The sequence below is a fragment of the Mesorhizobium sp. B2-2-4 genome, from assembly GCF_006442375.1.
Lineage (GTDB): Bacteria > Pseudomonadota > Alphaproteobacteria > Rhizobiales > Rhizobiaceae > Mesorhizobium.
This window is the reverse complement of the sequence record NZ_VFWB01000004.1, coordinates 115,045-140,751: the sequence shown is the minus strand read 5'-3', so window position 1 is coordinate 140,751 and position 25,707 is coordinate 115,045. Positions and strand designations below refer to the sequence as shown.

Here is a 25,707-nt window from a genome sequence, read left to right as displayed (position 1 = left end):
GAGGTCTCCCGATGAGTTTACCTACCGGTCCGCTTCCCCAAATCGGTGACAGGATCACCGGCAAATCGGCGCCGCCCGATGACAAAGTCGTCCGCGAATGGATCGGACCAGATCCGTTCAAGCGTTGGGCCGAGCTGCGGAACTGGATCGACGAATCCTACCCTGGGGTGTTCGCGCCGGACTGGCTCTACGGTGGCAAGAACCGCGGTTGGTCCCTGCGCTTCAAGAAGACCAGGGCGTTCTGCACCTTGATTCCGGAATACCGCCGGTTTTCGGCTTTGGTCGTCATGGGGGGAGCAGAACGAGAGAAATTCGAGGAGCGGCGTTACGTCTGGCGTCCGCAATTGGTGAAACTCTACGATGAAGCGAAAACATACATAGACGGGAAATGGCTGACGATTGCCATCTCGTCGAAGGATGATTTGCATGATGCGAAGGAGCTTCTGATCATGAAGCGCCCGCCGCCGTCGCGAGGTTAAGGGTCACAAAAAATGCCGGACTGTCGTCTCGGTGGTTCTGAGGTATCCGAGCCGTGTTCGTGCCGACATCACACAGCAATCGATGCGAACGGACCCAGCCGCAATCGTCATTGTTTTGCGAACCGGAGACACCATATTAGCGCCATGCAGAAAGATGGAATTTCCTTTCGCGAGCATCGTGAGCTTGGCGATGTCACGTGGCTGCGCGATCATGACCGCGCCCTGGCGCTTGCGGCCGAACAGGGCAAGCCTGTCCTGCTGCTTTTCCAGGAAGTGCCCGGCTGTTCGACGTGCGTGCGGTTTGGCCAGGATGTGCTGACGCATCCGTTGATGGTAGAACTGATCGCCGACCGGTTCGTGCCGGTGGCGATCTTCAACAACCATCCGGGCTCCGATGCCGAAGTCCTGCGGCGATACGACGAACCGTCCTGGAATAATCCTGTCGTCCGGTTTCTCGGACCCGACGGAGCCGAGCTCCTGCCGAAACTGGCAGATCGCTACGATGCCTTGGGTCTGCACGAAAAGATCGTCGCCGTGCTCGAGAGGCTTGGCGAGGATGTCCCCGGCTATTTCCGCCTTCTCGGGCGTGACCTTCTGGTCGAATACGGCCTCAGCAAGCGTGCAACATACGCAACACCGTGCTTCTGGTCTGGCGAAACGAGCCTTGCCCAGCACCCGGCGGTAATCACGACCGATGCCGGTTGGGTCGACGGCGAGGAAGTCGTACAGGTGCAGTTCGATCCGCGCGAAATCTCTCGCGCCGGTCTGGATGCCTTTGCAACTGCGGAAGGCTTCGACGTCGTCGAAAGCGGCCGCTTCGAATCGGATCGCGAACCGCAGTTCTATCTGCGTAAGAACGCGGTTCGTCATCTACCTTTAACGCCGGCCCAGCGTTCGAGGATCAACCGGGCTGCGCCTTATCGCGAACCGCTTGCGAATATGCTCAGCCCGCAGCAGAGCGCCTGGCTCGCCGATCCGCATCTGCCGCGCGCGAGCGAGGATGAAGTCTATCGCGAGGATATACGTCGGAGTTGGCCGTCGCTGGTGGCGCAGCTCGGTTCTATCGGCAAAGGGGCGTGATCATGGACGTTGCCTCCATCGGCCTGATCGAGGATGAGGACATTCTTCTCGACTTGGCGTCGCTTGCGCTGAGCCACCTTGATCATGAGCACACGGACATCGCGCCGTATCTCGAAAAGCTCGAAGAGATCGAGGATCGGGTGTGCCAGGAAGGGCGCAGCGCACTTCTCGTGAGAGAACGTGCCGCCGTGTTGTCGAGGGTACTCAATGGCGAGTTTGGGTTTGTCGGCGATACCGAAACCTATGATGCCCCGATCAATGCCGACTTCATCCGGCTGCTCGACCGCAAACGTGGTCTGCCGATTGCGTTGTCGATCCTGTACGTTGCCATGGCGCGCAAGGCTGGATGGAGCGCCTATGTGCTTAATCTGCCGGGTCACGTCCTTGTCCAGATTGGTGACAAGAGCCCTGTGGTGATCGACCCCTTTTCGGGTGGCAACCCGGTGTCGCAAGACGCGGTCGCGGCGATCTGCCGGGCGTGCCTCGGTGAGGAAGGCGGCGCTTCCGCACTCAGTGTCGCGCGGATGAGCAATCGTGACGTGCTGGCCCGCTTGCTGAACAATCAAGCGATTCGTGCGGCAAACGACAACAAGCCCCTTCGGGCCATGGAGCTCTATCGGCGGATCACTCAAATCGCGCCGGGAGTGCTCGATGCGTGGGAAAATCTGGCGCGGCTACAATCGGCGCTCAACGATGTTGCATCTGCCAGGGAAAGCCTGTTCGCGATGTCGGAAGTGGCGCCCGATAAGTATACGCGCGATCGAATCCTGAAGGCCTTTAAAGCGCTTGGGTCAGCCAAACCTGTCCCGCGATAAAGCGCGTCGCCCCTCGGCTTGGCTACGTCATGCGCTTCGTCTCGCGCTCCGTTCTCACGGGCTTCGTCAACGCACTCGCCATCCTCATCTTCATGGCGCAGATGCCGGAACTGATTGGCAAGTCGTGGGAGAGCTACGCCATGATTGCTGCCGGGCTGGCGATCATTTACCTCTGCCCCCGGCTCACCAAGGCCGTGCCGTCTCCTCTGGTCTGCATCGTGGTTCTGACCGTCGCGTCCCTGACGCTCGGACTTGATGTCCGCACGGTCGGTGATCTGGGCGAGCTGCCATCGAGCCTGCCGACATTCCTCATCCCCAACGTGCTCTACACACTGGAGACGCTGTGGATCATCTTTCCCTACTCAGTCGGCGTCGCTGCTGGAAAGCCTGCTTACCGCATCCATCGTCGATCAGATGACCGACACAAGGAGCGACAAGAATCGCGAGTGCGTCGGCCAGGGTGTCGCCAACTTCTGCACCGGACGGCAATCTTCTGTCCGCTGCGCGTCCATTCCTCGCGATCCAAGAAAGCCTCGCGCCGCCGTCTTTCACTTCGTTTCAGCCCCTTCAGGGGTGCGGACCGATCGTCTCCGGTCTCACGACCACCATCGAGGCTGCGATGGGCGCGGCCCGAGTAACCAGAAGGAACTACCACAATGGCTACGATCGGCACTTTCTCCCGCACCGCCAAACGGCTTCTCCGGCTCGGTCAAGACCCTCAATCTCAACGTCAAGACGGTGACGCTCTCTCCGGCCGATGGCGAAAATGAAAAGGGTCCCGACTACCGCATCTTCGCCGGCGCCACCGAGTTCGGGGCGGCATGGAAGAAGACCTCGCGCGAGGGTCGCGACTACCACTCCGTCAAGCTCGACGATCCCAGCTTCCCCGCTCCGATCTATGCGAGCCTGGTCGAGACCGACACCGAGGGCGACTTCTCGCTCATCTGGTCCCGCCGCTCCGCAGAGTGATCCGACTTAACACGAAGCCCCGACGCAAGGCGGGGCTGCGCTATGTTCTGGTCCTACACAGCCTGGCACGTCCGCCAGGTGCAGCGCGCTAGGTTTTGGCTGGTGCCTTGCGTGTCTTCTTCAGCGGCGACTTGATGGCTGCCGCAGTCGTCGTCGCTGCTGCCGCACGAGCAGGCCGTTTTGGTTTTTCCGCCGCGGCAGGAGTGGGCGCCGCCTTGCGCCCGAGCCCTGATGCCTTCGCCAAGGCCGAACGCGTGGCGGCGTAATTCGGCGCCACCATCGGATAGTCGGAGGGCAGGTTCCATTTCTGCCGGTATTCGTCTGGGCTCAGATTGTAGTGGACTCCGATATGGCGTTTCAGCGATTTGAATTTTTTTCCGTCTTCCAGACAGATAATGAAGTCCGGCGTCACCGACTTCCTGATCGATATCGCCGGTTCCTGCTTGGTCACAGGTTCCGTCGCCGGCGTGCCGATGCCTTTCAGAGCGGCATGGATATCGCCGATCAACTTCGGCAACTCGCCGACCGGCAGTGGATTGTTCGACACATAGGCGGCGACGATGTCGGCCGCTATCGACACGGTATCCAGTTGACCGTCTTGTTCGAGAGCAGTGGTCATATAAGTTCCTCTAGTTGTATCGGACGAATTGAGTGATATTTGATTTCCCCGTCCCGCCGCCGAGGCAAATAGTACATCTCGTTGTAAAATCCACGTCTTTTGCGCAACATTATAAGAGTAAGCTTCGCTTTGATCATTCTGATCGACTGCGGATACCCTTTTCGATCGGTTGGGAAGCGAGGAACTTCCCCTCGCTTCCCCGCCATTGCCGCCTGTGCAGAGCAGGGCTGCCGGCTCGCAAAGCTGCCAACCGCAGCAATAGTTGCCATCAGCTCCGCTCGACCGTGCGTAATACCCCGTTCAGGCCGAAGTGATTGTTGGCCCAGTGTGACTTAATGGGTGGCTTGGATCGTCCGCCGCTTGCTGACCACCGCTATGTTCGCTTGGCCATTTGGTCTTCATGCCATTCTGATGCAAACGCCAGCTTTCCCTTCGCGGCCCACAGACCCCGCGCTTGCTCGCCTTCATGGCTTTGCAGTTTGTCCGCCATCCAGAGCAGCGCGCCGTAGATGATGGCGCGATCGTCATTGGTGAGCTCGACAATGCCTGCCTTGACGACGAGACCGCCAAGTTCGATGAGCTGCCGCGTGCGCTTGCGGCGCTCGATCTGCCAGGTGCGCATGTCATTGCGAGCCAGAGCCGCTTGCCGGCGATTGTGAGCTGCCCGGTTGCGCTTGAGCGCTGCGTGGGTTGCGCTCAGATGCCAAAGCAGTTCGCCGGGACCTATTTTCGAAAAACATTACTCCACGCTTGGCCCATGCCTCACGCTTTGAGGTGTCTTTCGTCTCGGCAATTGCGACCAGTGCACCAGCCAGTTCGTCGCTGCTGAGTTGATCGGCGCCGGTGGCGATCACCAGCTCGCCAAGCTGCTGCACCTTTCGCGTTTTGAGTTCCCGCGCCTTGTCTTCCAGTACCTTCAGTTCCGCGTCGAAATCCCGTGGTTTGCGCATGGCTGTCTCCATCGATGTCGATGCGGCCATGATAGGCGAGCGTGTGCCGGAAGGCTTCAGGGTTGCCGAGACAGCCCGGGACGGGCTGGTCCATCCCGAGATTTTTTCGAGGGAGGGCGCGCTTATACGTCGTGCCGACGTGCGGTTTGACGTGCAAATGATCTGGTCGCGATGGCGATCTTTCATCTTCATGTCAAAGTCATTGGCCGCAAGGCTGGGAGCAGCGCTGTAGCATCTGCTGCTTACCGCTCGGCCGCGAGGTTACGCGACGAGCGCATCGAACGCAGCCACGACTTCTCGGCCAAGCGCGGTGTCGTCCATTCCGAGGTGATGTTGCCTGAGGATGCACCGGAGGCCTGGCGCGACCGCGAACGGCTGTGGAACGATGTCGAGGCCTTCGAGATGCGCAAGGATGCGCAGCTTGCCCGCGAAGTGGAATTTGCCCTGCCGCGCGAGCTAAGCAAGGCGCAAGGCATCGAACTGGCGCGCGACTTCGTTCGGGCGGAGTTTGTCAGCCGGGGCATGGTCGCCGATCTCAACGTGCATTGGGACAGGGCGGAGGATGGCAGTCTCAAGCCGCATGCTCATGTCATGCTGACCATGCGGTCCGTGGACGAGAACGGTTTTGGTGCCAAGGTTCGAGACTGGAATGCTACCCAGCTGGTCGAACGCTGGCGCGAGCGATGGGCGGAGCTGGCCAACGAATGCCTTGCCGAACGCGACATCGACGCCCGCATCGATCATCGCAGTCTGGAAGCGCAGGGCATTGCCCTGGAGCCGCAGACCCAGATCGGCGCTCCGGCTCAACGCATCGGGGGCAATGGCCTTGCTGCTGGCGACATTGAAGCAGATCGCGCCGAACTGCATCGCGAGATCGCGCGCAACAATGGCGGGCGCATCATTGCCGATCCATCCGTGGCGCTCGATGCCATCACGCATCAGCAATCGACCTTCACCCGAAAGGACATCGCGAAGTTCTCGCATCGCCACAGCGATGGCATCGAGCAGTTCAACCAGGTGATGAGCGCGATCGGCAACGCGCCCGATCTGGTCGAACTCGGCAAGGACGGACGCGGCGAAGACCGTTTCACCACAAGGCAGATGATCGAGAGCGAACAGCGCCTTCACCGCGCGGCAGAGCGTATCGATTTCGACGAGCGACACGCGGTGAGCAACGCACATCGCGAGGCAGCGCTGGCGCGGGCTGCGCAACGCGGGCTTTTCCTTTCGGGCGAGCAGATCGATGCGCTTGCGCATATCACCGATGGTCGCGGTCTTGGTGTCATTGTCGGTTTTGCGGGCACGGGCAAGAGCGCCATGCTGGGCGTTGCGCGCCAGGCATGGGCAGCGGCGGGCTACGAGGTCAAAGGCGCCGCACTCTCTGGTATTGCCGCCGAGAATCTGGAAGGCGGTTCAGGCATCCCGTCACGCACCATCGCCAGTATGGAGCACAGCTGGGGACAGGACCGTGATCTGCTCACCGCGCGTGATGTCCTGGTGATCGACGAAGCCGGCATGGTCGGCACGCGCCAGTTGGAGCGCGTGCTTTCCCATGCGGCGGACGTTGGCGCAAAAGTTGTCCTCGTCGGCGATCCACAGCAGCTACAGGCAATCGAAGCCGGCGCTGCATTCCGCTCTCTCCACGAGCGACACGGCGGCGTCGAAATTGGTCAGGTGCGGCGGCAGCGCGAGGACTGGCAGCGCGATGCCACGCGCGATCTGGCAACCGGCAGGATCGGTGCCGCGATCAGCGCTTACGACGCGCAAGGCATGGTGCATCAGGCTGCAACGCGCGAGGAAGCGCGAGGTGAACTCGTCGAGCGCTGGGATCGCGACAGGCAGGCGCATCCAGAGGCCAGCCGGATCATCCTCACCCACACAAACGACCAGGTGCGCGCGCTGAACCAAGCAGCGCGCGAGCGCATGCGCATTGCCGGCGATCTCGGCGACGAGGTTCAGGTGACTGTCGAACATGGCCCAAGAAACTTCGCCAAGGGCGATCGCGTCATGTTCCTACGCAACGAGCGTGGCCTCGGCGTCAAGAACGGCACGCTCGGCGTGATCGAAGAGGTCAGCTCACAGAGCATGACCGTGCGCACCGATGATGGCAGGTCGGTGCGCTTTGACATGAAGGACTATGCCCATATCGACCACGGCTATGCCGCGACCATTCACAAGGCGCAAGGCATGACGGTCGACCGCACCCATGTCTTGGCGACGCCAGGCATGGATGCGCATGGCAGCTATGTGGCTCTATCGCGTCATCGAGACGGGATGGACCTGCATTATAGCGGCTGTGACTTCGCGACCCGCGAGCGGCTTGTCCGCACGCTGTCACGCGACCGCGCTAAGGACATGGCGTCGGACTACGAGCGGATCGACCCAGCGCAGAGCTATGCCGAGCGGCGCGGCATCACCTTCCGCGAGCGTGTGGTTGAGATCGTGCGTCGTCTCGTTCCGGAGAAACTGCGCGACAGGATCGGCGAGTTGCTGGATGGATTGCGCTCGCCCGCAGACGCCGAGCCCGGCCAGGACCGTGGGCGCGGGCCGGAAAGGGAGAATGTTGGGGCGTTAAGCGCAGACGGCGGCGCGGCGCCTGAAAGAGATGTTTCGGTCAGGGGAGCGCAGCGCTACGCGGATGCGGCGGTGAGCCCCGAAGCAGCGTTGCGCAGCGCTCGCACGAAGGCGCTTGTGCGTCACGCGCGAGCGATCGATGCGATCCTCAGCAGTGGAAACGCGAATGGCCAAGGTAATCCCGAGCAGATGCGCGAACTGAGAGATGCCCGTAGCGCTTTCGAGAAGGTGCGGCCGTATGGCTGGCGCGATGCCGAAGCGGCTTATGTGAAAAATCCCGAGCTTGTCCGCGAGGCGGGCGCCGGCCGCGTCAGCCGCATCGTGCTTGCTCTGCAGCTTGAAACGGAAATCCGTACCGGGATGGACATCGATCCCAGCCGCCGCGCCGACCGGTTCGTGGAACGTTGGCAAAAGCTCGATCGGACGGGACGGGAGCAATATCAGGCCGGCGACATGTCCGGCTACAGGTCCACGCGGTCGGCCATGTCCGACATGGCCAAGAGCCTCGAACGCGATCCGCAATTGGAATCTCTTCTCGCCAACCGCAAGCGCGAGCTTGGCATCAACATCGATTCCGGCCGGCGCCTTGGTGCGGAACTGGCATTCAGCCATGGCATCGGTAAGGGGCGGAGCCTTGGGCTCTGACACCCCTCCGATTTGCCGCCGTTTTCACGCCGCAGACGGCTGAAGCGACAAACCTGATTGCGTCCAGCATTCGTTCCGTCCTGTCTGGTCCCAGCAGGTGTCAATTGCAGTCAGCGAAAGGCAACGCAGTCATGCCCGAACCGGATCGTATCATTCGCCTTAAAACCGTCCTTGCCCGGACCGGCCTGTCCCGCTCGACCGTCTATCGCAAGATCGCCGAAGGCACGTTCCCAGCTCAGATCAAGATAAGCATCAACGGGGCGGGCTGGCGCGAATCCGATATCAATAGATGGGTGGGCAATCCGACTGCATGGCGAGCGGAGCGTCAGGTCTGACTGAAAGTCAGGATCTTCCGATCTCGACAAACGATCGCTTAGGAAGAGTCCCATCGCACTCAGAATGATCGCTTGCGTCAGTTGCCGTCCAGTCGACGGGCAAGTCGGACGCCAGGTCCTCCTCCATTCTGTGAAATGAATTCGATCCCCGCTGCTTCCAATGCTGCGGTTAACGCTTCAAGTGTAGCCGGTCTAGGGGTCGTTTGAGAGCTCTCAATTCTGGCAAGCGTACGAACGGTCAGGCCCGATGCGTTCGCCAGGTCCTCTCTTGTCCAGTCAATCAAGGCCCGAGCCGCGCGGAGCTGCTGGGGCAATATGTCCTTTTTCATGACATTAATCTTGTTAAAAGTCACAAAAAGTGACATAAGTGACGGAGACTGTGCGGCCGCACAGGTGCTCGCTACACCTAGTGCGGCCTGACCACAACCCAAGCTGTTTGGAGCTCGGATCATGGCTGATTCCGACAATACCACGACTTTGTCTCTCGTCACGCGGAGGAGCCTACTTGGGGGAACAGCAATTGCGATTGCGGGATGGCAGCCAACAGCATTCAGACGCGACGATCTGAAAGTAGGCCAATCCGCTGACCCTGCGGTTGCAGCTTGGCGCAAATGGCAGGCTGCCCAACAGAAGACTGAACAACTGTGCCGCCTGCAGCAGAGCATGGAGAGCAAGCTTGTCGCAACGGTCGAATTGCCTTGTTCGACCATCCGGCTGCACGACAGGGACGGCGTAACGCTGCATTCCGTCGAAGCCGAAGCGCTGCCCAATCCTTCTCCTAAGGAAGTTGCAAACCGCGCGAAGGCTGAGACCGATTTGGCCGCTCATCAAGCGCGCTGGGATGCGGCCGATAGGGAGATGGGCTATTCAGCGATGTTGCTCGCCGAAGGCGAGGCTGCCGACCGAGCGGAGGAACTGCTCGAGCTGTTGTCCAGAACCCCCGCGGCCTCACTTGCCGGCGTGGCGGCTAAGCTTGATGCCGCGTTGACGGAAGGGGAACCTTCGGAGGGCAGCAGTGAGTTTCCCTGGCCGCAGATTCGTTCGGCGCGCGACGACCTTGTTCGGATCGCCAAGGAGGCAATGCCCGAGCAAGTGTTTCCCGAAGAAATTGGTCAGCAGCAACATTGCCGAAGGCCCGGAGAGGGCGGCTTTGCTTTTGCGCGTGGCGACGATGGGACCGAGGCATGACAAGGCTCGCCTACGCATCCCAGTTCACAGTCATAAGGTTCCCAACCGTGTTGCGAGGACTCTCGCGAGACTTCGTTAGTCTGGCACCTATCCGATTTCTATCCTGCAGGGTCTCAATTGCACGATCGAAGGAGTGGGCCCCTTTTATTGCCTGTAGTCATCGTGATCCTGGCCTTCGTGACGGCTGCAAAAGACAAATACAATGGTGGATTGCCCCACGGAACCACCCCAGCGGCGACGGCGGGGGAACTTCGCAGAGCTATGGTTAAGTTCGTCGAAGCGCTTGCCGTTGCTGATGCCAGGCGCGATCATCTCATTTCAATCGGAGTTGCGGACAACCGACATTCCGAGTTTGATGCAGATCAGTGCCAGAAGAAGGGTTCCGACAGACGAGGCGGGCCGCCGTCTACGCACGCTTTTCGACAGAGCTGCAAAACGAAAAGTCCACCGAGGACCAGATTGCGCTGTGCCGTGCATATGCAGATCGCAACGGCCTCGATGTCATTGCCGTCTTCGAGGACAAGGCGCGCTCCGGTGCTTCGGTATTGGGTCGCGACGCCCTGATGCGTTTGATGGAGGCGGCAAGCCAGAATGCGTTTGATATCCTGGTCGTCGAGGCGCTCGATCGTCTGTCGCGGGACATGGCGGACCTCGCGGGCATTTACAAACGGCTCTCTTTTCTCGGCATCCAAATCCAGGCTGTTCATGACGGGATTGCCGATGCAGTTCTCATAGGTATTCGTGGACTTGTCGGTCAGATGCAGAGGGAGGATGGCGCCAAAAAAGTGCGTAGGGGTATGGCCGGAGTCGTCCGTGACGGACGTCACGCGGGAGGCCGCGCCTATGGCTATCGACCTATCTTGGGCCGCCCAGGCGAACTGGAGATTGTCAAAGAGGAGGCTGAAGTCGTCCGGCGCATTTTTGCCGCCTATGTCACCGGTCGAACTCCAAGAGATCTAGCAGGCGATCTCAACCGGGATGGGATAATGCCACCGCGGGGAAAGCGATGGAACGGTTCTACCATCAACGGAAATGCACGACGTGGGGTCGGACTGCTCTTCAACGAACTCTATGTCGGCAGAATCGTCTGGAACAAAGTCCGGATGGTGAAAAATCCGGATACTGGAAAGCGCGTCTCCAGGGCAAATCCGAAGGACCAGTGGCAGACGAAAGAGGTTGCGCATTTGCGAATTGTCGATGACGAAATCTGGCAGAAGGCACAGGCTCGCAAAGGCGCGAGGGTGAACGCGCCTACTAATAACAAGCGTCGGCCGGCCCACCTGTTGTCCGGTCTGCTTCGTTGCGGAGTGTGCGGATCGGGCATGTCCGTTCACGATCGTGACAAGACCGGTAAGACGCGTATCCGGTGCTCGGCAGTTCGTGAAAGCGGGAGCTGTTCCAACCGGCGCATCATTTATCTGCCCGAGATCGAGAAGGCGGTCCTTGATGGCATGCGCGAACAGCTGAAAGCGCCGGACCTGATAGAAGCCTACATCCGCAAATACAATGAAGAGCGTCGGCAGCTTGCTGCCCAGGGAAATGGAATTCGGACAGCACTGGAGACCAAGCGAGATCGAATTGAAGGCGAACGGCAGCGCACGATCGACCTGGTGATCAGGAGCGTCATTGCTGAAGAGGATGCAAAGCAACGTATTGCGGAACTCAAGGCACAGCTCTCTCACATCGAGGCGCAACTTTCGAATGTCGATGAGCCACCGTCGACCGTCGCACTCCACCCAGCGACCCTGCAGCGTTACAACGAAACCGTCGATGCTCTTTCAAAGGTCTTGGCTGACCACGCAACTGCCGCCGATGACCGTGGCCCGCTCATCGAAAGCTTTCGGAGCCTTGTTCACAGTGTCACGGTGCAGCCCAAGCCTGCACGAAAAGGCTTCGAGATTGAGGTCAAGGGCAAGCTTTCCGCCCTTATTGGCGGGGCTGCATTCCCCAGCGCTCGGTATACCGACAGGCACACCGCATTGGCCGGCCGCCACATTGCCGCCATTACGTACGATAGTGGGTTTGAAGTGGTAGCGGGAGAGGGCTACCGCCAATACAGCGCTGTTGTTGAAATCGTCTGCTAACGCACCATTCGCGGTGAGTCTATGCGATTAGATCTCGTTTTGCTTCAACCGAGTGGAGGTGCTGATATCAAGGGATTCAGATAGCGTTCAGCTCGTTGCTATCTCATCCGAATGGGTAACGAGGGGCCACTCATCAAGGTTGGCCATGGAGCGTATCGCGCAACGGATCAGGAGGCGACATGACCAGGGTTCGGGGTGACGCGCAAGCAGCCAGCGTGACGGCGACAGGCCCTAGTGATCGGCGCGAGCCGTGGGGATGAGATCCAGAGGCATCAGAAATTCGAACTCGTCCAGACAGCTATCGAAATCGCCATTGAAGGTTCGAACTGCTCTATCTTTGCCCACCAAGACGATCTGATATGCGTTCTCTGCCGGGTCAAGCGCCCACCAATAGCCCTCGCGAATTCTAGACGGATCGACGGCGACCTCTGTTGGCCAGAGGCTGGAATCAAGCCATTGCAGTAGCTCGAATTCTATCAAGTCGAATGGATCGGCATCCCCAACGCGATTGGCCATTTGGCCAAAGGAATAAGAACCTACGTCGATGATCTCGGGCCGATCATCCTCCTGCCGAATGCTAATCGCCCACCAATAGCCACTCTGTATCCGCATGACTCCATCTCCAAACGTGTTCGTTCGGCCGCAGACGTGCATGAGCAGGTCAGCGGGCCAGTTGATGTGTTCAAAGAGTTTTGTTGGGCAGCCGTGCTGCTCGTTGTCTACGACGTACGGGCTCCCCCATCGTCGGTTATCACGCGGCTTCGCCAAGATGCCCAGGGCCGCTTCTCTCAAGGCACGACATGGAGTTTATCCGGCCCAGTCAGGCAGTCAAGAGCGCTACAAACCTAGGCTATGAAGCCAAGGCGAGGGATAGGCACTCGCGGAGGCCAAGTACCCGCGGGCATTTGGCTCACCTGGGTTCCTGGAAGCTTCTCGAACTTTCTGTCTAGCGTCTCCAGCCGAATTGCGGGCTGGTTATCTTTCGCTGCCCGTTCAACGCACTATCGGATCAAGGACGGAACCAGCTTCCCGTCCGAAAAGCCGAGCGTGCAATTTCATTACCTCACCTTCAGTAAGGCTAGCCACACAGTCTGCTGCAAAGCGAGCCCGCGAAATTTCGAAGTCCTGGACGTAAGAAAGGCGGCTTGGAAGAAATTTAGGGGGGAAAACCTTGAGTTTTTCCAGTTCGACTTCTTTCGACACATGGAAGCAATCGAATAGATCTCGAATTAGCAGTCCCTGACCGTGCTGCTGTGCCAAAAGTGCAGGTGACGAGATGATATATTGGCGGGCGATCTGCTTTAGGAGCTTCACTTCCGCCTCTCGATCGGGATCGATGATGACGCCGGAAGTGCCATCTGATGGCCGAAGGGTTACGGCTTCAAGATATCGCGTTATGAGATGCGAGGTCATATTGCGCAAAGCGATTCGCTGAGCGCGGCTGCCTTCGTAGGGACGCTCGCGGACTTGCCCAATGCCTGTAAGGACGTCCTCCAAGCGGGTGAACGCTACCTTGAGGCGCTCCTCTGCACGAGCTGGCGCCCCATGCCAGTTTCGTAGGGTCTTCCCTATCAGTTCTTCGCCATCGTCGCCAAAGATGGTCTCCCACGGAATCGCTCTACAGCGATGAAATTCCTCCAGATCGTGTACGGAATAGGCGATGTCGTCGGCCCAATCCATTAACGCTGCTTCGGCGGTTTGCACGCCTTCAGGATGGAATGCTCGGGCGAAATCAAAGTCTGCTTGATCGCACTTATAGGCACCCCACTTCTTCTCGCGATCCGGGTTCCCGATCTCCCTGAACCAAGGATATTTCATGCATGCCGCCATCGTGGCCCGTGTCAAATCCAAGCCTGAACAACTCTCATATCTGACGCCAAGCATCGCTATTATGTGAAAGGTCTGAGCGTTGCCCTCGAACCCTTCCTTATCACCGGCTTCGGTTACCAGCTTGTCCAAGGTACTCTCGCCCGCGTGCCCGAACGGAGGATGTCCCAGATCATGAGCCAAACCGGCCGCGTCTACGACCTCGGGATCGATTCCTAGCTCATCGCAGGCGGGGCCGAACTTTTGCTGGCAGTATTGCGCTATGCGCTTACCAACTTGGGCCACCTTAAACGTATGTTGTTGGCGGGTGTGAAAGACGTCTGCCTCGCCAGCGCGTACTATCTGTGTTATCCCGGCCAGCCTCTGGAAAGCCGAAGAGTACATAATCCGGTCGCGATCTCTCTCGAAATCGCGGCGCTGATCGCCTTTGGAGATGTTATGGCGCCGATCCTGCCGATCCTGCACCGACCATATTGGCAAGTTACGCAGCTTCCCTAACGAGCTGCATCTCCGAGCCTAGCCGCAATTGTCCTCGCTCAAGGCACAGTTGAAGCGCTCTTTGGATGTCTCGCCTCTGATAACCCTTAGCCATGAGTTCGGCCGTCAGCTTTCGCGCGCCAATGCCGTTACGTGCGGTTTCGAGCAGATCGGCTTTGAGCTGAGTCATGTCCGCCATTGATCGTTCTCCCTCGTGCCTGAACTTTGTCATATCAACTAACGGTTTACAATCCATACCCGTTCCTAAGGCGACCTCAAGGGCTAAGCCAGGGCCAGCACGACACCCGCGGAAAGCGTGAAGGCGAGCCAGGCAGTCATCAGCCCATCATCAGATAGAGCGTTGCCCGCTCGGGAGGTGACAGAGCGTCATACTCCGCCTGGGAAAGAGTGGTGATGCGCTCGATCGACACCAGCAAGAAAGACGGGCAGGGCGCTCCAATTCAGGAGGCCAAATATACCGGCATGCATTCGTTGAGGCACTTCTTCGCATCGTGGTGCATCAACGAGCAGCAGCATGGCGGCCTAGGGCTTCCGCCCAGGTAGTGCAGGAGCGCATGGGACATTCATACATCACTATGACGATGGACGCATATGGCCACCTTTTCCCCAACACGAACGACGCCGACGTCCTGGCGGCAGCCGAGCGAATACTCATGTCGGCCGCCGACGCGACATAAACGCGACACGGATTTGCCTTGCGAGGCCAAGTTTCTGCTAAGTCCTTGCAAGTGTTTGGCTGAGGTTCCTGGAGGCTTTTCGAACTTTCTGAGTCGCGCCTCAGCCCGAATTGCGGGTGCTTATGGACAAAGTGGGACGCTAGATTCGATTTTACAAATTGGAAGGCGGCGACTTATGGCACGTGTGCCTTCCTGATAGCGCGAGGTGCCAGCCAGTTAAGGCCCTACCTCGTTGGTATCGAGAAAGAATGTTAGCCGTTCGCGAGGCTTGAGATCACCGTAGATGCGTTCTCCTTCCAACGCTGAAAGCCGTAAGAACCACCCCAGGCGAGCCTCAAAGCGTTGAAGTGTCTTCTTAAGAAGCCGCCGGTTGATACAAGATACTACGCCGATTCGCGTCGCCCCCTTCTTGGGCGCGAGCGGCGTCCAGTCATCGTGCCAGAATGAGGTGGTCGCAACGAGATCCTTGCCGATGGACAAGGCCAATCCCCGATCGTCTGCTGAGAGCCGCGGTGTCGAGTCGAAGCAGTAAGCCGCGGGTATTGCCATCCCAGCGCCAAGGTATTCATCGTGCCAAAGACCGGACGGCATCGGTATCAGGTGCGTGCTCACAGGAGCGCACCATCCGACTTTCCCGTCAACGCGAACGTCCTCGAAGTTTCGAAAACGGATGTCGTCTCCCAGTCCAACGTCATGAGAAAAAACAAGTGTCTCGGGCAGGAAGGGGTCAAAATCCTCGGCCGGCTCGAAGTCTGCCGAACAGAGGAACGCGGTAGCGGAGACTGCCCCAAATTCGGCAATCTCTTTTGGCAAGGGAACGTCTAGCGAGACAGCAACCCGGGACCTCGACACGCCCGCTTTGACAAGCGCACGTCCAAGTTTTTGGAAGTCAGCGCTGGGGTCGTGGAGTTTCGCCGGGAAATCGGACACCCATTTAGGCCGAGCCTGAGGTTCCACCTCAAACAAGCCGGGCACAGCCGGAAGCACTTCAAGGCAGTACGCCGTAGCCGATCGAACGGGCATATCCCACGCCGCGACGGCGTGTGCAAATACCCGAAGGTAGGCGGATCGGTACAGCTCCGACTGTCGCTGCAGAAACTGACCGTGAATTCCGGACCGAGCTAGAGCAAAGTCACCGAAATAGTAGGGATACTGGGTAAAAAGAATGCCGGTTTCTTCGCGCAGCACGTGCCATTCGTATGCCCATTGCCGCTTGAACGGCTTACCGGACTTGGCCTCGAGTTTTGAGAGGCTGTTCAGAAGAATTGGCGGGACATGCGCCGTCTTGTGCTGCTCAAAATATTGGCTCGGCTCGAAATATTCGGGTGCATCGGGGCGTAGACCCTCATCCCATCCCCCCAGGCTCCAGCCATAGGCCACTTCAAGCAGTATGTCCGACAGGATAGATGGCCGTTTCACACAGGGAGCGACGTCGCGGAGATCGGGTTTCGCCTCCTCATTTACGACAGTCAGCAACGAGAGCACTGAGCAGACCTCCGATTCAAGATCGCGCGCCGCCATCCAGTCAAGAAGCGCTCGCGTTGCCTTCTCCCGCGTCGGCTCCTGTTCCAGAAGTGTCCTGATTGCCTTTGCCGTCCGCCACCTGACCATCTTCACTGGCCAGCTAAGCCGATCCATAAGCAATGAAAGCGCAGGTTCCGAAGTGTCGGTTGTCACTGGAGCCATGGCGCGTCCAACCAGGGCAGATCACTCACTTCCTGCTTTAGGACCCGAACCAACGTCTCGGTCACATTGGCTGCTACATCCTCTTGACCCACAAGGATCAGGAATCGAACCAAGTGCCGCAGGCCGATTGAGAAGCTCTCACGACGCCTCCACCCCGTCGCTGGTCCAGCGGTATCGCGAATGTAATCGAGCCACTTTGCGGCATAGTGCTTTGCCGCAAGCTTCAGTCGGTTCATGACCTCCTCTTCCGAGTGGTAGTAGCTTGCCCATCCGCTTCGCAAGATGTGGCCTTTTACCAGCCAGCGATAGGCCTTAGCTTTCCCCTCAAGGCGCAGACTTGCCAGGAAGGCATCATCCAGAATGTCATCTGCCTGAAATGTAGGTCCTCCGATTGCGAAATAGGCCTCGATAGATGCGAGTGCCCGCTTGCCTTCGCCGGCATCCGTCCAATGCCGAAGCCAGTCGCCCATGAATTCCTTGCGGTGCTCGTAGGGAAAATTGCCTGACACGACTTTTACCAACGCCGAAAAATCGGATGATCCCAGTTTGGTTGGATCCCGGCGGGGCTTGCGCGGCTTTTTCCTAGCTGTTCCTTGCCGTTCGTGACGGTCCTCGGGCTTGCCGCCGAGAAACACTATTTGAGCGGCATGAATCGATGCAGCCGCTGAACTTCTCGCAGTTTCCTTTTCGAGTTGATATAGCGTCTTATGATCGAGATATGTGTCAGGCAATGCGCGCTCGAACTCCGACTCAAATCCCTGCACGTGCGTGAATTGCTGCAACGTCTCATCGGCATATCGCCACTCGTCATTGTGGAGATAGTGACGAAAGAACTGAGGCATTCGATCGGGGTAGGTTTGCGCCACAACCTCTATCATTTCCGAGCGGACGTGGTCCGTTTCATCGCCATCGGTGAACTCGGTAATCTCGTCGATAATCGGTACGAGGTCCTTGAGGAACGGGAGAGCTGTACGGGCGCCGGCTTGATGGACTTCCCTGACGGCATCGAGAACGTCGATCGCCCATAAATCCTTGTGGTATCCGTACCCAAGAAGGCAATCTGATGCCCGCACCATGAACTGGCGGCTGCCAGCCAACCCGTAAAGGTCGCAAAACCGGGCCAGTTCGACCCATCGGTCACATCGTTCGTGAAACTGGGTGACTGTAGCCGCCTCTTTATCCGCAACCTCCTTCACAAGCGTCGCCGCACCGGTGGCGTCAAGAATCGCTTTTTGGTTTTCTACGTTCTCCGCTAGCCATATTTCGTCCGACCAATGGACCGATGCGCGCGCAATCTCGAGCGCTGCGACACTCACGTTGGAGGTCGAGCCGTCCGCTGAGATAAGGTGGAGATCGAGCGCAATCTTGAGAAGTGCTCGCCTGAAACTCACGTAGAGTAAATACTCGCTCTCAGTGTTCGGCCCGTGCTTGAGCTCGGCCACGTCCGCCGCACCGAGCCATGGAGCAGAAAAGCCGTAGAGTTCCCCACGCGAGACCTGCGTTGCGGTATTTTCGAGCGTGTCGATCGCGAGACGCATCCATCCGATGTCGTCGCGGGGCACGCCAGGGTACAGGGACGAATAATCACCTTCTGCTATTAGCGAAGTCGCAAGGGCGGAGAAGAACACATTTACGAAGAAGGCCTCAAGACCGGGGTCTCGTCCAAATCTATGGTCGTCGCTAAATAGATTCGATGCAGCAACCGGAAGAAGCATCTCGTGAGAAATGGTCGGCCGTTGCAGGCGAAACCAACACGCAGACAGCGGCGCTATTGCTTCGTCCGGCGCAGGCAAAAGCGCGGTCAAGTCCGCTCCGATGACGCAGCAGGTTCGCACGATCTCATCGAATATAGCGCGACGAACGTCCTTCCATTTCTTTGCCTGAAGCCTGCCGTGCACGAAGATCAGTCCGTCAAGATTGTCAGCGTTCCCAAGCCATTCAACAAAAAACCGAACCAGTTCTTCGGGTTCTCGAAATCCCAGAACGAACCTCAATGCTTGTCCGACCGAGTCTCCACCGACATATGCCGCCGCCTTGAGGAAGAGCCGTGCCAAGGCAATGAAGTCCTGTTCAGATTTGTGTCGCAGCTCGATCCATACGTTGATGCGCCTGGCTAGCTCCCGCAATGCGGCAGCGCCCAGCTCCTCCCTCAGGTCGGGCGGCGCTATCGCGGGGAGAAGCGAAACCTCGTTTCGATTGAGATTCTGTATGTTGTCCGCGAGGTTCCGCAGTTGCTGCCAGTTCGAGGAAGCCTGAATGGCTGCCGCAACAAATGATGCGCTGTCCGAGACTTGAAATTCCGCGCCGTTTAGCGCGCGCGTCTTGAGCAACCTCAGTTCAACAGTCTTCGGCAGATCACCGTCATCAAAGGCCTTGCGTTCCGCCACCCGCAAAATCGCTACAATTTGGTGGTCAGGCCATCCATCTGCGAGCGACTCGATAGCCCAGGCGCGGGTTGCTCCTCGCATAAGGTCTTCGTACTGTCCCTGTTTTGCTTTGCTGAGCCAGAGCCAACCCCATCGCCAGAACGCGGGCGCTGCCGTTTCGAGCCAACTTGTAACTCGCGGCAACAGGGCCTGATATGCATCCGCATGATCAGATCTCTCGCGAACGTAGGCGAAGATGCTCGAATGAAACGGCACCATGCCAGACTCTCTCGGCTCGAGCAGAAAGTCGATTTCCTCATAGCCGCCGGCGCATTGACGAATCCCCGAGCTGGGCCAGTGGAAGTCGGAGCCGGCTAGCATGTGAAGTGTATCTCGCGCTGCGGGCTTAAGCCCGGTCCACAATCCTCCATAGTAGCTCCGGATGTCACCATCGGGACACGGCGGGATCCGGTCTACGTCCTCACTCGAAATGGGCGCACCGTTTCGGGTAACGCTCTCAAACGCATAGATTAAGTGCAGCGGGTGGCCCTGTGATATCGAATAGAAACTGGAAGCGATCTCAGACACTTGCTCCTCGCGTCGATCTCCCCGATTGTGGCCCTTGACCATGACCCTACCAGCGGCATCCTGGGCCTTCACCCAGGTATGAACGGCGACCTCGTCCATGGCTGGGATTTCGATCCAGTCTGACAGCTTCGCCTTGCGGACGAGCCTGTTGGGGAGCTGATTGTCGGGCACCCGTTGGGTCCCGACTATCAAGCTCACGTTGTCCGCGAGCGGCAAGAGAGCATTGAAGATGTGGTTCAGTTGGTCGGTCTTGGCGGTGTCGCGCCAGACATGGTCCAACCCGTCCATGACGATGTACAGTCGCTTCGACTGGGCCTTGAAATGTTGGGCGGCCCCCGAGACGATATGTTGAAGCTTGTCGTACTCGTCGCCGCTTCCTCTGGTCGCCTCTGGGTAGAGAATGAAGAGCTGGTTGATGAGGGAACCCGCAATAGCGACGAAGGACATTCGATCAGTTGTAGGATCGTCATCCGCTAGAAAGTAGTGGTGCCGAATGACCGGTAACCCTGATTTGCGAAGCACGTCAGTTAGGTAGCTCAGGTAGGTGCTTTTCCCACGGCCCGGCGTACCCCAAACGATTGAGACTGGCGTTTTCCGATCGCTGATCCGTCTCGAAAAATCGGCATGGAAGGTGGTCGACGGAACAGAATAGCCTGTGGGAATGCGGAAGTCCTGTCGGATGGGCTCGGGACGTCCCCGCGAGATGACTTGAGTGAGGTGCTCGTAAAGGATTCGTCCCGCTGGCTTCGGCTCCTTACGCCGCGTTGTCCATCGCCTGACACGTTCCCGAAGATAGAGCCAACCGCTCGCTTCCAAGTCGGTCGGCACAAGTTGGTCACGAAGGTGGCTTTCGTACGCGTCGAAATTCCGCGCGCTGTGAACAAACTCGAACTTCCCGAAGAACGCCAATGCTGCTTCTCGACCACCGCACTCCTTCTCAAGCTTTAGCCTTGTGTCCCTGGGAACGAGGTCGAGCGATAGCAGAGTACCTTTCAGGCATGCGGCAACATCAGCATCAGGGATGCGATTGGTTCTAAGGCTCGCAGTATGGATAGAACCTTGCTTGGCCACGTTCTTCAGAGAACTGGCCCACTTGCGGAGAAGCGAGGTCCCTCGGGGTTTCTTCTTGAGTAACCAATCCCAGGTGAGTGGATAGTCGATCTGGTCCACCGTAAATTTAACTTGGTAGTATTCCAGTGATCCATCGCTGCGAGCCACGACGACATCATCCAGCGAGCTATCTGTCTTGTCAGCCTCAAGCTCAACCCAACTGTAAGATTTGGGGTCCCGATAGAAGCGAATTATCGCCTCGATCCCTACGAGGTCTTGATACTCATAGCCCACGCGGGTGATCGTTGTTGGTTTGATCGTAGTGTTTGCCAAGGCCGCAGTCTTCTCCGCCAGGATCTCTATGGCAACGCTAGGCGGCGCGTTTCCCGCATTGAGTTCGACGGCGCCGGCCCCAATCCGGCCGTGTGTTTTTAGGCCGGTACAAATTATCCAAATGCAATCAGAGCGATAGTGCTAGGCCCCTCGCCATCATTCCAACAGCTTTTCAATGATGGGTCTCTTTTCTTGTGATCCATCGCCGTGACCTTCACCAGCGTTCGCCGCGCAGCATCAAAGCGCACCCCAGCCAAGAGCCTTCGCAACGTCGCTTTCGCTTAAGCGGCTTCAGCGGCTTTGCCGTCAGCGCCAAATGACACTCTCTCTGCCTCGGCGCCAAGGCAGCCGGCCTTGCGATCCTATCTCGAAGTCGAGTCTCCTTCGGACTCAGCTTTTTTCAGTCGACAAACAACTGTGTCACCATCAACCGTGTAGACGTTCGTAAAATTTCGGCGACCGAACAAATCCGAGTCTTGCTTGTCGTGGACCTCTTTAGCTCCGGCCAGCACCCAGATCGGACGAAAGCCTTTAGCCTGGCACATCTGCAAAAACTCCGTCCGGGCCACGAGTACTGTGCTCGGCCCCGCTTGTTCTGCTGACGGATCGAACGCCCGTGTCTTGCCCTGCGAGTCTACGTATCGAACCGTGCGGCCATCGGCGAGTCGCAGTCCGAGCGCCTGGATCACCCAAGGGGCGGGCAACCGCACCGAGAAGTTTTGTTTCAGACTATGGTCATAACTCCCCGCTTCTTGCAGAAACTGAACCGTTGTTGCGGCCGCCTCGACGCCAGCTCGTCGATGTTGGCGATTCCCCCACCAGCGTGACCACTGCGGATCGCGGTCATTGCGCCAGTCGTACTCGCCCAAATACCAATCGTCCTGGCCATCCTGATTTAGTCCGAGATCGTGATTTCCCAAAAAGAGAGCATCTTTAAGCTGGTCAAGACCAGCAGATTCATCACCGATATGCACTATAAGACACTCGAGCCGAAGCCATGTTTCACGCAGGATTCGCTCGGTTTCCTGGGTTGTGCCCCGCAACCGAAAATGTTGAAAGCCCCCCAACGGCAACCACTTCTGGCCGTTGTGATCCGATTTCAGGTCGACAAAGCAGGCGCCGTCGAGCAGCTCGCGGTCGGCATCCAGCCACTCCCAGGCAGCATCACGATCCATCGCTGCCTTCCTCGGAATCACTGGCATCCAGAACGTTGGCTCGTTGAACGACGCCCAGCCCCAGTCGTGGCTCTCTTCCATCAGCCGGGACGGATCAATTTTGCGAAGCCGCCGTACTGTTTCGCGATACTGCACGGTCCAATCCCCTTTCGTTGCAGCGCAGTTGTCGGAGATCCTGGACATCAGTTCGTGCAGTGCGATCCACTGGTACTTCTTGCCTATGCGTTCGCTCTTGTGACTGGTCCGTCCATGGCCACACGTGCGGTCATACTGGCCGTGGAGCCCTTCGCTCCAACCGAGATCATGGGCGCGCATGCAGACCCAACGCTGCGCCCAGGCAACATTGAACTCGGCGGGATTTTCACCCCAACCAGCCGAAGGTCGCCAGTGACGCGCCATCACGCGGTATCGCTCAAACCGCTCAGTCCCTAGCGTATCCCGAAACTTTTCCTCGATTCTCTGATGCTCCTTTGCGCTATCGCCGCTGGCATAGGCCCATTCCGGACCTTTGGCCCGGAGCGCATCCATTTCTTCGAACAAGTGCACCATTTCGGGCGTCGAATAAGAATCAAATTCAGCGCGCCATAGTGAGTACAGATCCGCGGAAGACGGAGGGGTCGTCTCCTCACGGCCAGCTGGGCTCCAGCCTCCTACGGCATACTTGATGACGTACGATCCGAAGTCCCCGTGATGACCAGTAGAGGACACGATCTCATCGCTCAGTATCACGCCGTCTCGGTACGTACGGGTATACGTAGCGATCTGGGCATCCGGTACCGGTTCAAGCGGCCAATTGCTAGAAAAGGGCGGATGGGTGTTGACGCCGCCCGGAATAAAATCGGTGCATCCTCTGCTCTCTGCGTACCTTAAGAGGGAGGAAAGATGGTCGCGCCACAGAAGGTCTAAGGGTAATGGGCCACGCTGGAAGAACTGAGTCGCCACTCTTTTGGCGATGACGCCTAGGTCATCAGCACCCCAGCGGCCCTGGAGAGCAGCCCCATAGAGCGATGCACTGAGACGCTCGCCAACGTAGGGATCGTTAACGCCATCGAAAAGCTCTAACAACTCGTCTGCCACGGCGGGGAACCTGGCGAAGAGGTTCACGAGACCCATTGTCGCCGTATCTCGCGCGCGCCGGCTTGAGGTCGAAAGAAACCAGGTAAGAATTATCGCCGCGCGCTGCGCAATGTTCGGATCAGCTTCTCCAGCTTGCACGTCTCTTGCCCATGCAATGAGGTCCACAGCCGCCGAATTGTCGGGGTTTGAGCTGTCATCGCCGTAGTTTGCGACAAAGATCGACCAATCAGCATCGCGTTCGGAAATTTTCATGACCTTCAGAAGTTCATGTAGCCAGTACGCATCGAACGTACTTTCAGAATCGATGCTTAGCCGCACGAGTGCATCCCAACGGGCATCTACACCGCCAGAGTCCTCAAGTAGTTCCAGAGTACGTTCGGTGATGCTCGACGGTGCCCGCAATCGCACCGTTTCCGGTGTTATGAGGCTCTTGGTCATTACGCCGGGAATGTTTGCCAACGCGTCGGAGAGCTCTACGCCCGTGCGCTCAGGAAGCTGAACTGCCAGCGCTTCGCGCACCCCCCAAGGAAGACCACCTCGCACACAAGCGCGCGCTAGCGGGCTGTCTGGCGATAGCGGAGACGGTAGCCGTGCTTCGACCAGAGTTTCGTCGAGTATTGAACGTGCGACAGTGTGATCGGCGAAACGCTCGAACGTGAACCTGACGTGGTCATGGAGATCGGAATCTGAGGTCTCATCAGCGGGGACGGGTTCGACCGAGATTACTCCCTCTGTTTCCAATTGATGCAAAAGGTCGCTGTCTTGGTCGCCCTTCCCCTCGTGAATCTCGTCAATAATCTCGAAGGCTCGGTCTACGGGAATATACGGATCTTGGGTGGATTCAATCTCGTGGGCCAAGGCGTCTATGGCGCGCTCGGTTATCCGTCGCCGACTATTCAGATTCATTCGTCGCTGAATGGCGTCAGATACAGCCTCTCGGTACATTGAGAAGACGGCCGTGACGCCGCGAAGACCTTTCGGGAAGCGAGTCTTGCCTTCCCGCTCTAGCGCGTCGCAGCACGTCTTGAGAAACAGTGGATTTCGGAGTTCGACATCGAGAAATGGATGCTCAGTCAACATGATGCCTCGCAAAGCCAAAAATGCGCGCGCATCGAAAGTTGAGAAGCCTGTGTGCTCAAGCTGCAAGGGGGATCGCGCGCCAAGGTCTGATGGCAAGGTTTGTGAGAGGTAGGTTGACCGACAGGAGAAAATGACCGCGACGTTTGCGTACTTGGCAGCGTCGAAGAGAAAGCCGCCGAGACGATCCGGCCATATTTGTCGTCCATGCCGCTCGTTTATGGCATCAATCATAAGCAGGCTTCGGCAACCAGCAGCTTCACCGGCGGCGTCGAGAGCCCCAAGGAATGTATCGCGCGTGTAGTGAGATGGCAGGCCCAATTGTTGAATGAGCTGGGACCAGACGTCCGTGTCGACAAGACTGCTCCCTAAGAACAGCAGTGCGGGGCGGGATTTCTGCAGCTGGTAGGCACAGGCGTCTGCGAGCAGGTGTGACTTGCCGGCACCCGCCTCGCCAGTCACCACGACAGCCGCACCAAGGGCCACCAGCCAAGGCTGATCCTCTAGCGTGTCAACAAGAGCGTTGAAAGCCTCAAGAGCTTGCCGGAATGTCGAGTAATGCGATCGTTCGGGTCGGCCTGAATCTTCGGCTGTCCGGTGTTGACGTTCCAATTCCGCATGGTAGAGCGAACGAGCAACCTCAAGGGCTGTATGCGCCTTCCCTTGCCAAGTACTTATTGGCCACTGGTCAGCGCTGAGATCCTCGATGGCATCCAGCGAGCGAGCCGCGGCCTCAATAGTTTCCGCCTGCTCGGCCGTCATGATGCCGGTGCGCTTGAGCCCATCTGTTACCTCCAGCAACTTACTACGATGGTCTGCAAGTTCCTGCAGAAGCTCAGCATTGCGTGCCAAACCAACCAGAGCGCGCCGAACAGGCAAGGCGACGTTGGTTTCCGCGGTATACCGGCGCCCCAGATTAGACCTTATGCGCCCGAATTGCTCGGCGAACCAGTCGGCCGTCAGATGCTGCGTTCCAAACCAATATAGACGGCGACCAGAGAGCCTTGAATCATCAGAGGTGAGTCGCTCTCCAAGGGCATGTGCGTCCCATAGCTTGATTTCCAAGGACCTGCCGTTCTTGGCGGCCTCTGCGATTCGATTAGCCCGCCAAGTTTGATATGCAGCCCGTTGGGTCACAGCCTTGCCACGGGCATCAGAAAGGTCGAAGGGCAGGCACACCGTTAAGACAGTTAGCTTCGGATGCTTCGCCAGAGCAGCGGCGAGGGACTTGTCGAGGCTACCAATCAGATTTGCGTCAAAGGACCACGAATACTTGACTTGCCAGCCGATTTCGCTTCCATCGCCGAGCCGGACGAAGCACTCGAGCCCGCCATCGCGGCCTTTGCCTTTGCGAATAAACTCGCTGCCGGCTGCTCGCTCCTCTAGACCCGCGAGTTGGCAAACCAGTTCCTCGAACCCCTCCGAGCGGCGCCCATTGAGGGCTCGCACTTCGTGGAAATCAATCGATGGGGATTCGTGCGGCATCAGGTACTCTTGGAATCGGTTGGTTTAGATTTCCGGCGGTTACGCTACATGCTTAGTGATCTGCAATTGACGGTTTATTCCCTCATGTTTAATTCAGACGTTGATATCGCCAGAAGTGGCGGTGCTCCAC

17 protein-coding genes and 3 pseudogenes are annotated in these 25,707 nt (G+C 58.2%); 10 read left to right on the top strand and 10 right to left on the bottom strand.

The window, feature by feature from the left end; all coding sequences use genetic code 11:
• The first annotated feature begins 11 nt into the window (after positions 1-11).
• The 5 genes and pseudogenes from FJ959_RS11620 (at position 12) to FJ959_RS11600 (ending at position 3,343) form a co-directional block, all read left to right on the top strand.
• A complete protein-coding gene (locus FJ959_RS11620) occupies positions 12-479 on the top strand; it encodes a DUF3788 domain-containing protein (protein WP_140581375.1) in 468 nt (155 codons plus the stop codon).
• 12 nt (positions 480-491) lie between these two features.
• Entirely contained in the window at positions 492-1,559 is a 1,068-nt protein-coding gene (locus FJ959_RS11615) for a VPGUxxT family thioredoxin-like (seleno)protein, type 2 (protein WP_210239508.1), read from the top strand.
• 2 nt (positions 1,560-1,561) lie between these two features.
• Entirely contained in the window at positions 1,562-2,374 is an 813-nt protein-coding gene (locus FJ959_RS11610) for a transglutaminase-like domain-containing protein (protein ID WP_140581374.1), read from the top strand.
• A gap of 14 nt (positions 2,375-2,388) precedes the next feature.
• Positions 2,389-2,857: pseudogene (locus FJ959_RS11605) on the top strand (SulP family inorganic anion transporter); the annotation flags it as partial.
• Between the two features lie 173 nt (positions 2,858-3,030).
• Positions 3,031-3,343 (top strand): annotated as a pseudogene (locus FJ959_RS11600) (DUF736 domain-containing protein).
• Positions 3,344-3,431: 88 nt separating this feature from the next.
• On the opposite strand, the gene FJ959_RS11595 reads toward FJ959_RS11600, so the two are convergent.
• The 3 genes from FJ959_RS11595 to FJ959_RS11585 form a co-directional block, all read right to left on the bottom strand.
• Positions 3,432-3,962 (bottom strand): MucR family transcriptional regulator, encoded by a 531-nt coding sequence (locus tag FJ959_RS11595; protein WP_140581372.1) that lies wholly within the window; start codon positions 3,960-3,962, stop codon positions 3,432-3,434.
• A 373-nt stretch (positions 3,963-4,335) separates the two neighbouring features.
• On the bottom strand, positions 4,336-4,584 hold the full coding sequence (locus tag FJ959_RS11590) for a conjugal transfer protein TraD (protein ID WP_140581370.1): 249 nt from the start codon (positions 4,582-4,584) through the stop codon (positions 4,336-4,338).
• A 1-nt stretch (position 4,585) separates the two neighbouring features.
• Positions 4,586-4,912 carry a conjugal transfer protein TraD gene (locus FJ959_RS11585; protein WP_181171907.1) on the bottom strand — a complete coding sequence of 109 codons (327 nt, stop codon included), beginning with the start codon at positions 4,910-4,912 and terminating at the stop codon, positions 4,586-4,588.
• 171 nt (positions 4,913-5,083) lie between these two features.
• On the opposite strand from FJ959_RS11585, the gene traA reads away from it, so the two are divergent.
• The gene (gene traA / locus FJ959_RS11580) at positions 5,084-8,131 is read left to right on the top strand and encodes a Ti-type conjugative transfer relaxase TraA (protein WP_140581368.1); all 3,048 of its coding nucleotides are present in this window, start codon (positions 5,084-5,086) and stop codon (positions 8,129-8,131) included.
• Positions 8,132-8,262: 131 nt separating this feature from the next.
• Positions 8,263-8,466, top strand: coding sequence for an AlpA family phage regulatory protein (locus tag FJ959_RS11575; RefSeq protein ID WP_140581367.1), 204 nt, complete (start codon positions 8,263-8,265; stop codon positions 8,464-8,466).
• Positions 8,467-8,543: 77 nt separating this feature from the next.
• Here FJ959_RS11575 and FJ959_RS11570 read toward each other — a convergent pair whose 3' ends face one another.
• A complete protein-coding gene (locus FJ959_RS11570; protein WP_140581365.1) occupies positions 8,544-8,795 on the bottom strand; it encodes a helix-turn-helix transcriptional regulator in 252 nt (83 codons plus the stop codon).
• 121 nt (positions 8,796-8,916) lie between these two features.
• On the opposite strand from FJ959_RS11570, the gene FJ959_RS11565 reads away from it, so the two are divergent.
• A complete protein-coding gene (locus tag FJ959_RS11565; protein ID WP_181171895.1) occupies positions 8,917-9,654 on the top strand; it encodes a hypothetical protein in 738 nt (245 codons plus the stop codon).
• Between the two features lie 365 nt (positions 9,655-10,019).
• Positions 10,020-11,738, top strand: coding sequence for a recombinase family protein (locus FJ959_RS11560; RefSeq protein WP_140630244.1), 1,719 nt, complete (start codon positions 10,020-10,022; stop codon positions 11,736-11,738).
• 231 nt (positions 11,739-11,969) lie between these two features.
• Here FJ959_RS11560 and FJ959_RS11555 read toward each other — a convergent pair whose 3' ends face one another.
• The 3 genes from FJ959_RS11555 to FJ959_RS11545 all read right to left on the bottom strand — a co-directional run bounded on the left by FJ959_RS11555 (position 11,970) and on the right by FJ959_RS11545 (position 14,241).
• On the bottom strand, positions 11,970-12,350 hold the full coding sequence (locus FJ959_RS11555; protein WP_140630241.1) for a hypothetical protein: 381 nt from the start codon (positions 12,348-12,350) through the stop codon (positions 11,970-11,972).
• A gap of 381 nt (positions 12,351-12,731) precedes the next feature.
• Complete coding sequence (gene dgt / locus FJ959_RS11550) at positions 12,732-14,030, bottom strand: dGTP triphosphohydrolase (protein ID WP_281405965.1); 1,299 nt, start codon at positions 14,028-14,030, stop codon at positions 12,732-12,734.
• A 16-nt stretch (positions 14,031-14,046) separates the two neighbouring features.
• Positions 14,047-14,241 (bottom strand): hypothetical protein, encoded by a 195-nt coding sequence (locus FJ959_RS11545; RefSeq protein ID WP_140630239.1) that lies wholly within the window; start codon positions 14,239-14,241, stop codon positions 14,047-14,049.
• A 230-nt stretch (positions 14,242-14,471) separates the two neighbouring features.
• Between FJ959_RS11545 and FJ959_RS32160 the strand changes: the two are divergent.
• A pseudogene (locus FJ959_RS32160) lies at positions 14,472-14,740 on the top strand (tyrosine-type recombinase/integrase); the annotation flags it as partial.
• A 216-nt stretch (positions 14,741-14,956) separates the two neighbouring features.
• Here FJ959_RS32160 and FJ959_RS11535 read toward each other — a convergent pair.
• From FJ959_RS11535 to FJ959_RS11525, 3 genes are all read right to left on the bottom strand, one after another.
• The gene (locus FJ959_RS11535; protein WP_140630237.1) at positions 14,957-16,426 is read right to left on the bottom strand and encodes a hypothetical protein; all 1,470 of its coding nucleotides are present in this window, start codon (positions 16,424-16,426) and stop codon (positions 14,957-14,959) included.
• Complete coding sequence (locus FJ959_RS11530) at positions 16,414-20,763, bottom strand: dsDNA nuclease domain-containing protein (RefSeq protein ID WP_140630235.1); 4,350 nt, start codon at positions 20,761-20,763, stop codon at positions 16,414-16,416. The genes FJ959_RS11535 and FJ959_RS11530 overlap by 13 nt, the downstream gene beginning before the upstream one ends.
• A 362-nt stretch (positions 20,764-21,125) precedes the next feature.
• Positions 21,126-25,577 (bottom strand): ATP-binding protein, encoded by a 4,452-nt coding sequence (locus tag FJ959_RS11525; RefSeq protein ID WP_140630232.1) that lies wholly within the window; start codon positions 25,575-25,577, stop codon positions 21,126-21,128.
• Between the last annotated feature and the right edge of the window lie 130 nt (positions 25,578-25,707).

Excerpts from the sequence above, each read along its gene's own strand:
- traA (WP_140581368.1), top strand. The coding sequence starts at position 5,084 with ATGGCGATCTTTCATCTTCATGTCAAAGTCATTGGCCGCAAGGCTGGG.
- FJ959_RS11525 (WP_140630232.1), bottom strand. The coding sequence starts at position 25,577 with ATGCCGCACGAATCCCCATCGATTGATTTCCACGAAGTGCGAGCCCTC.
- FJ959_RS11555 (WP_140630241.1), bottom strand. The coding sequence starts at position 12,350 with ATGCGGATACAGAGTGGCTATTGGTGGGCGATTAGCATTCGGCAGGAG.
- FJ959_RS11590 (WP_140581370.1), bottom strand. The coding sequence starts at position 4,584 with ATGCGCACCTGGCAGATCGAGCGCCGCAAGCGCACGCGGCAGCTCATC.
- FJ959_RS11570 (WP_140581365.1), bottom strand. The coding sequence starts at position 8,795 with ATGAAAAAGGACATATTGCCCCAGCAGCTCCGCGCGGCTCGGGCCTTG.
- FJ959_RS11585 (WP_181171907.1), bottom strand. The coding sequence starts at position 4,912 with ATGCGCAAACCACGGGATTTCGACGCGGAACTGAAGGTACTGGAAGAC.
- FJ959_RS11545 (WP_140630239.1), bottom strand. The coding sequence starts at position 14,241 with ATGGCGGACATGACTCAGCTCAAAGCCGATCTGCTCGAAACCGCACGT.
- FJ959_RS11610 (WP_140581374.1), top strand. The coding sequence starts at position 1,562 with ATGGACGTTGCCTCCATCGGCCTGATCGAGGATGAGGACATTCTTCTC.
- FJ959_RS11575 (WP_140581367.1), top strand. The coding sequence starts at position 8,263 with ATGCCCGAACCGGATCGTATCATTCGCCTTAAAACCGTCCTTGCCCGG.
- FJ959_RS11535 (WP_140630237.1), bottom strand. The coding sequence starts at position 16,426 with ATGGCTCCAGTGACAACCGACACTTCGGAACCTGCGCTTTCATTGCTT.
- FJ959_RS11595 (WP_140581372.1), bottom strand. The coding sequence starts at position 3,962 with ATGACCACTGCTCTCGAACAAGACGGTCAACTGGATACCGTGTCGATA.
- FJ959_RS11620 (WP_140581375.1), top strand. The coding sequence starts at position 12 with ATGAGTTTACCTACCGGTCCGCTTCCCCAAATCGGTGACAGGATCACC.
- FJ959_RS11565 (WP_181171895.1), top strand. The coding sequence starts at position 8,917 with ATGGCTGATTCCGACAATACCACGACTTTGTCTCTCGTCACGCGGAGG.
- FJ959_RS11615 (WP_210239508.1), top strand. The coding sequence starts at position 492 with ATGCCGGACTGTCGTCTCGGTGGTTCTGAGGTATCCGAGCCGTGTTCG.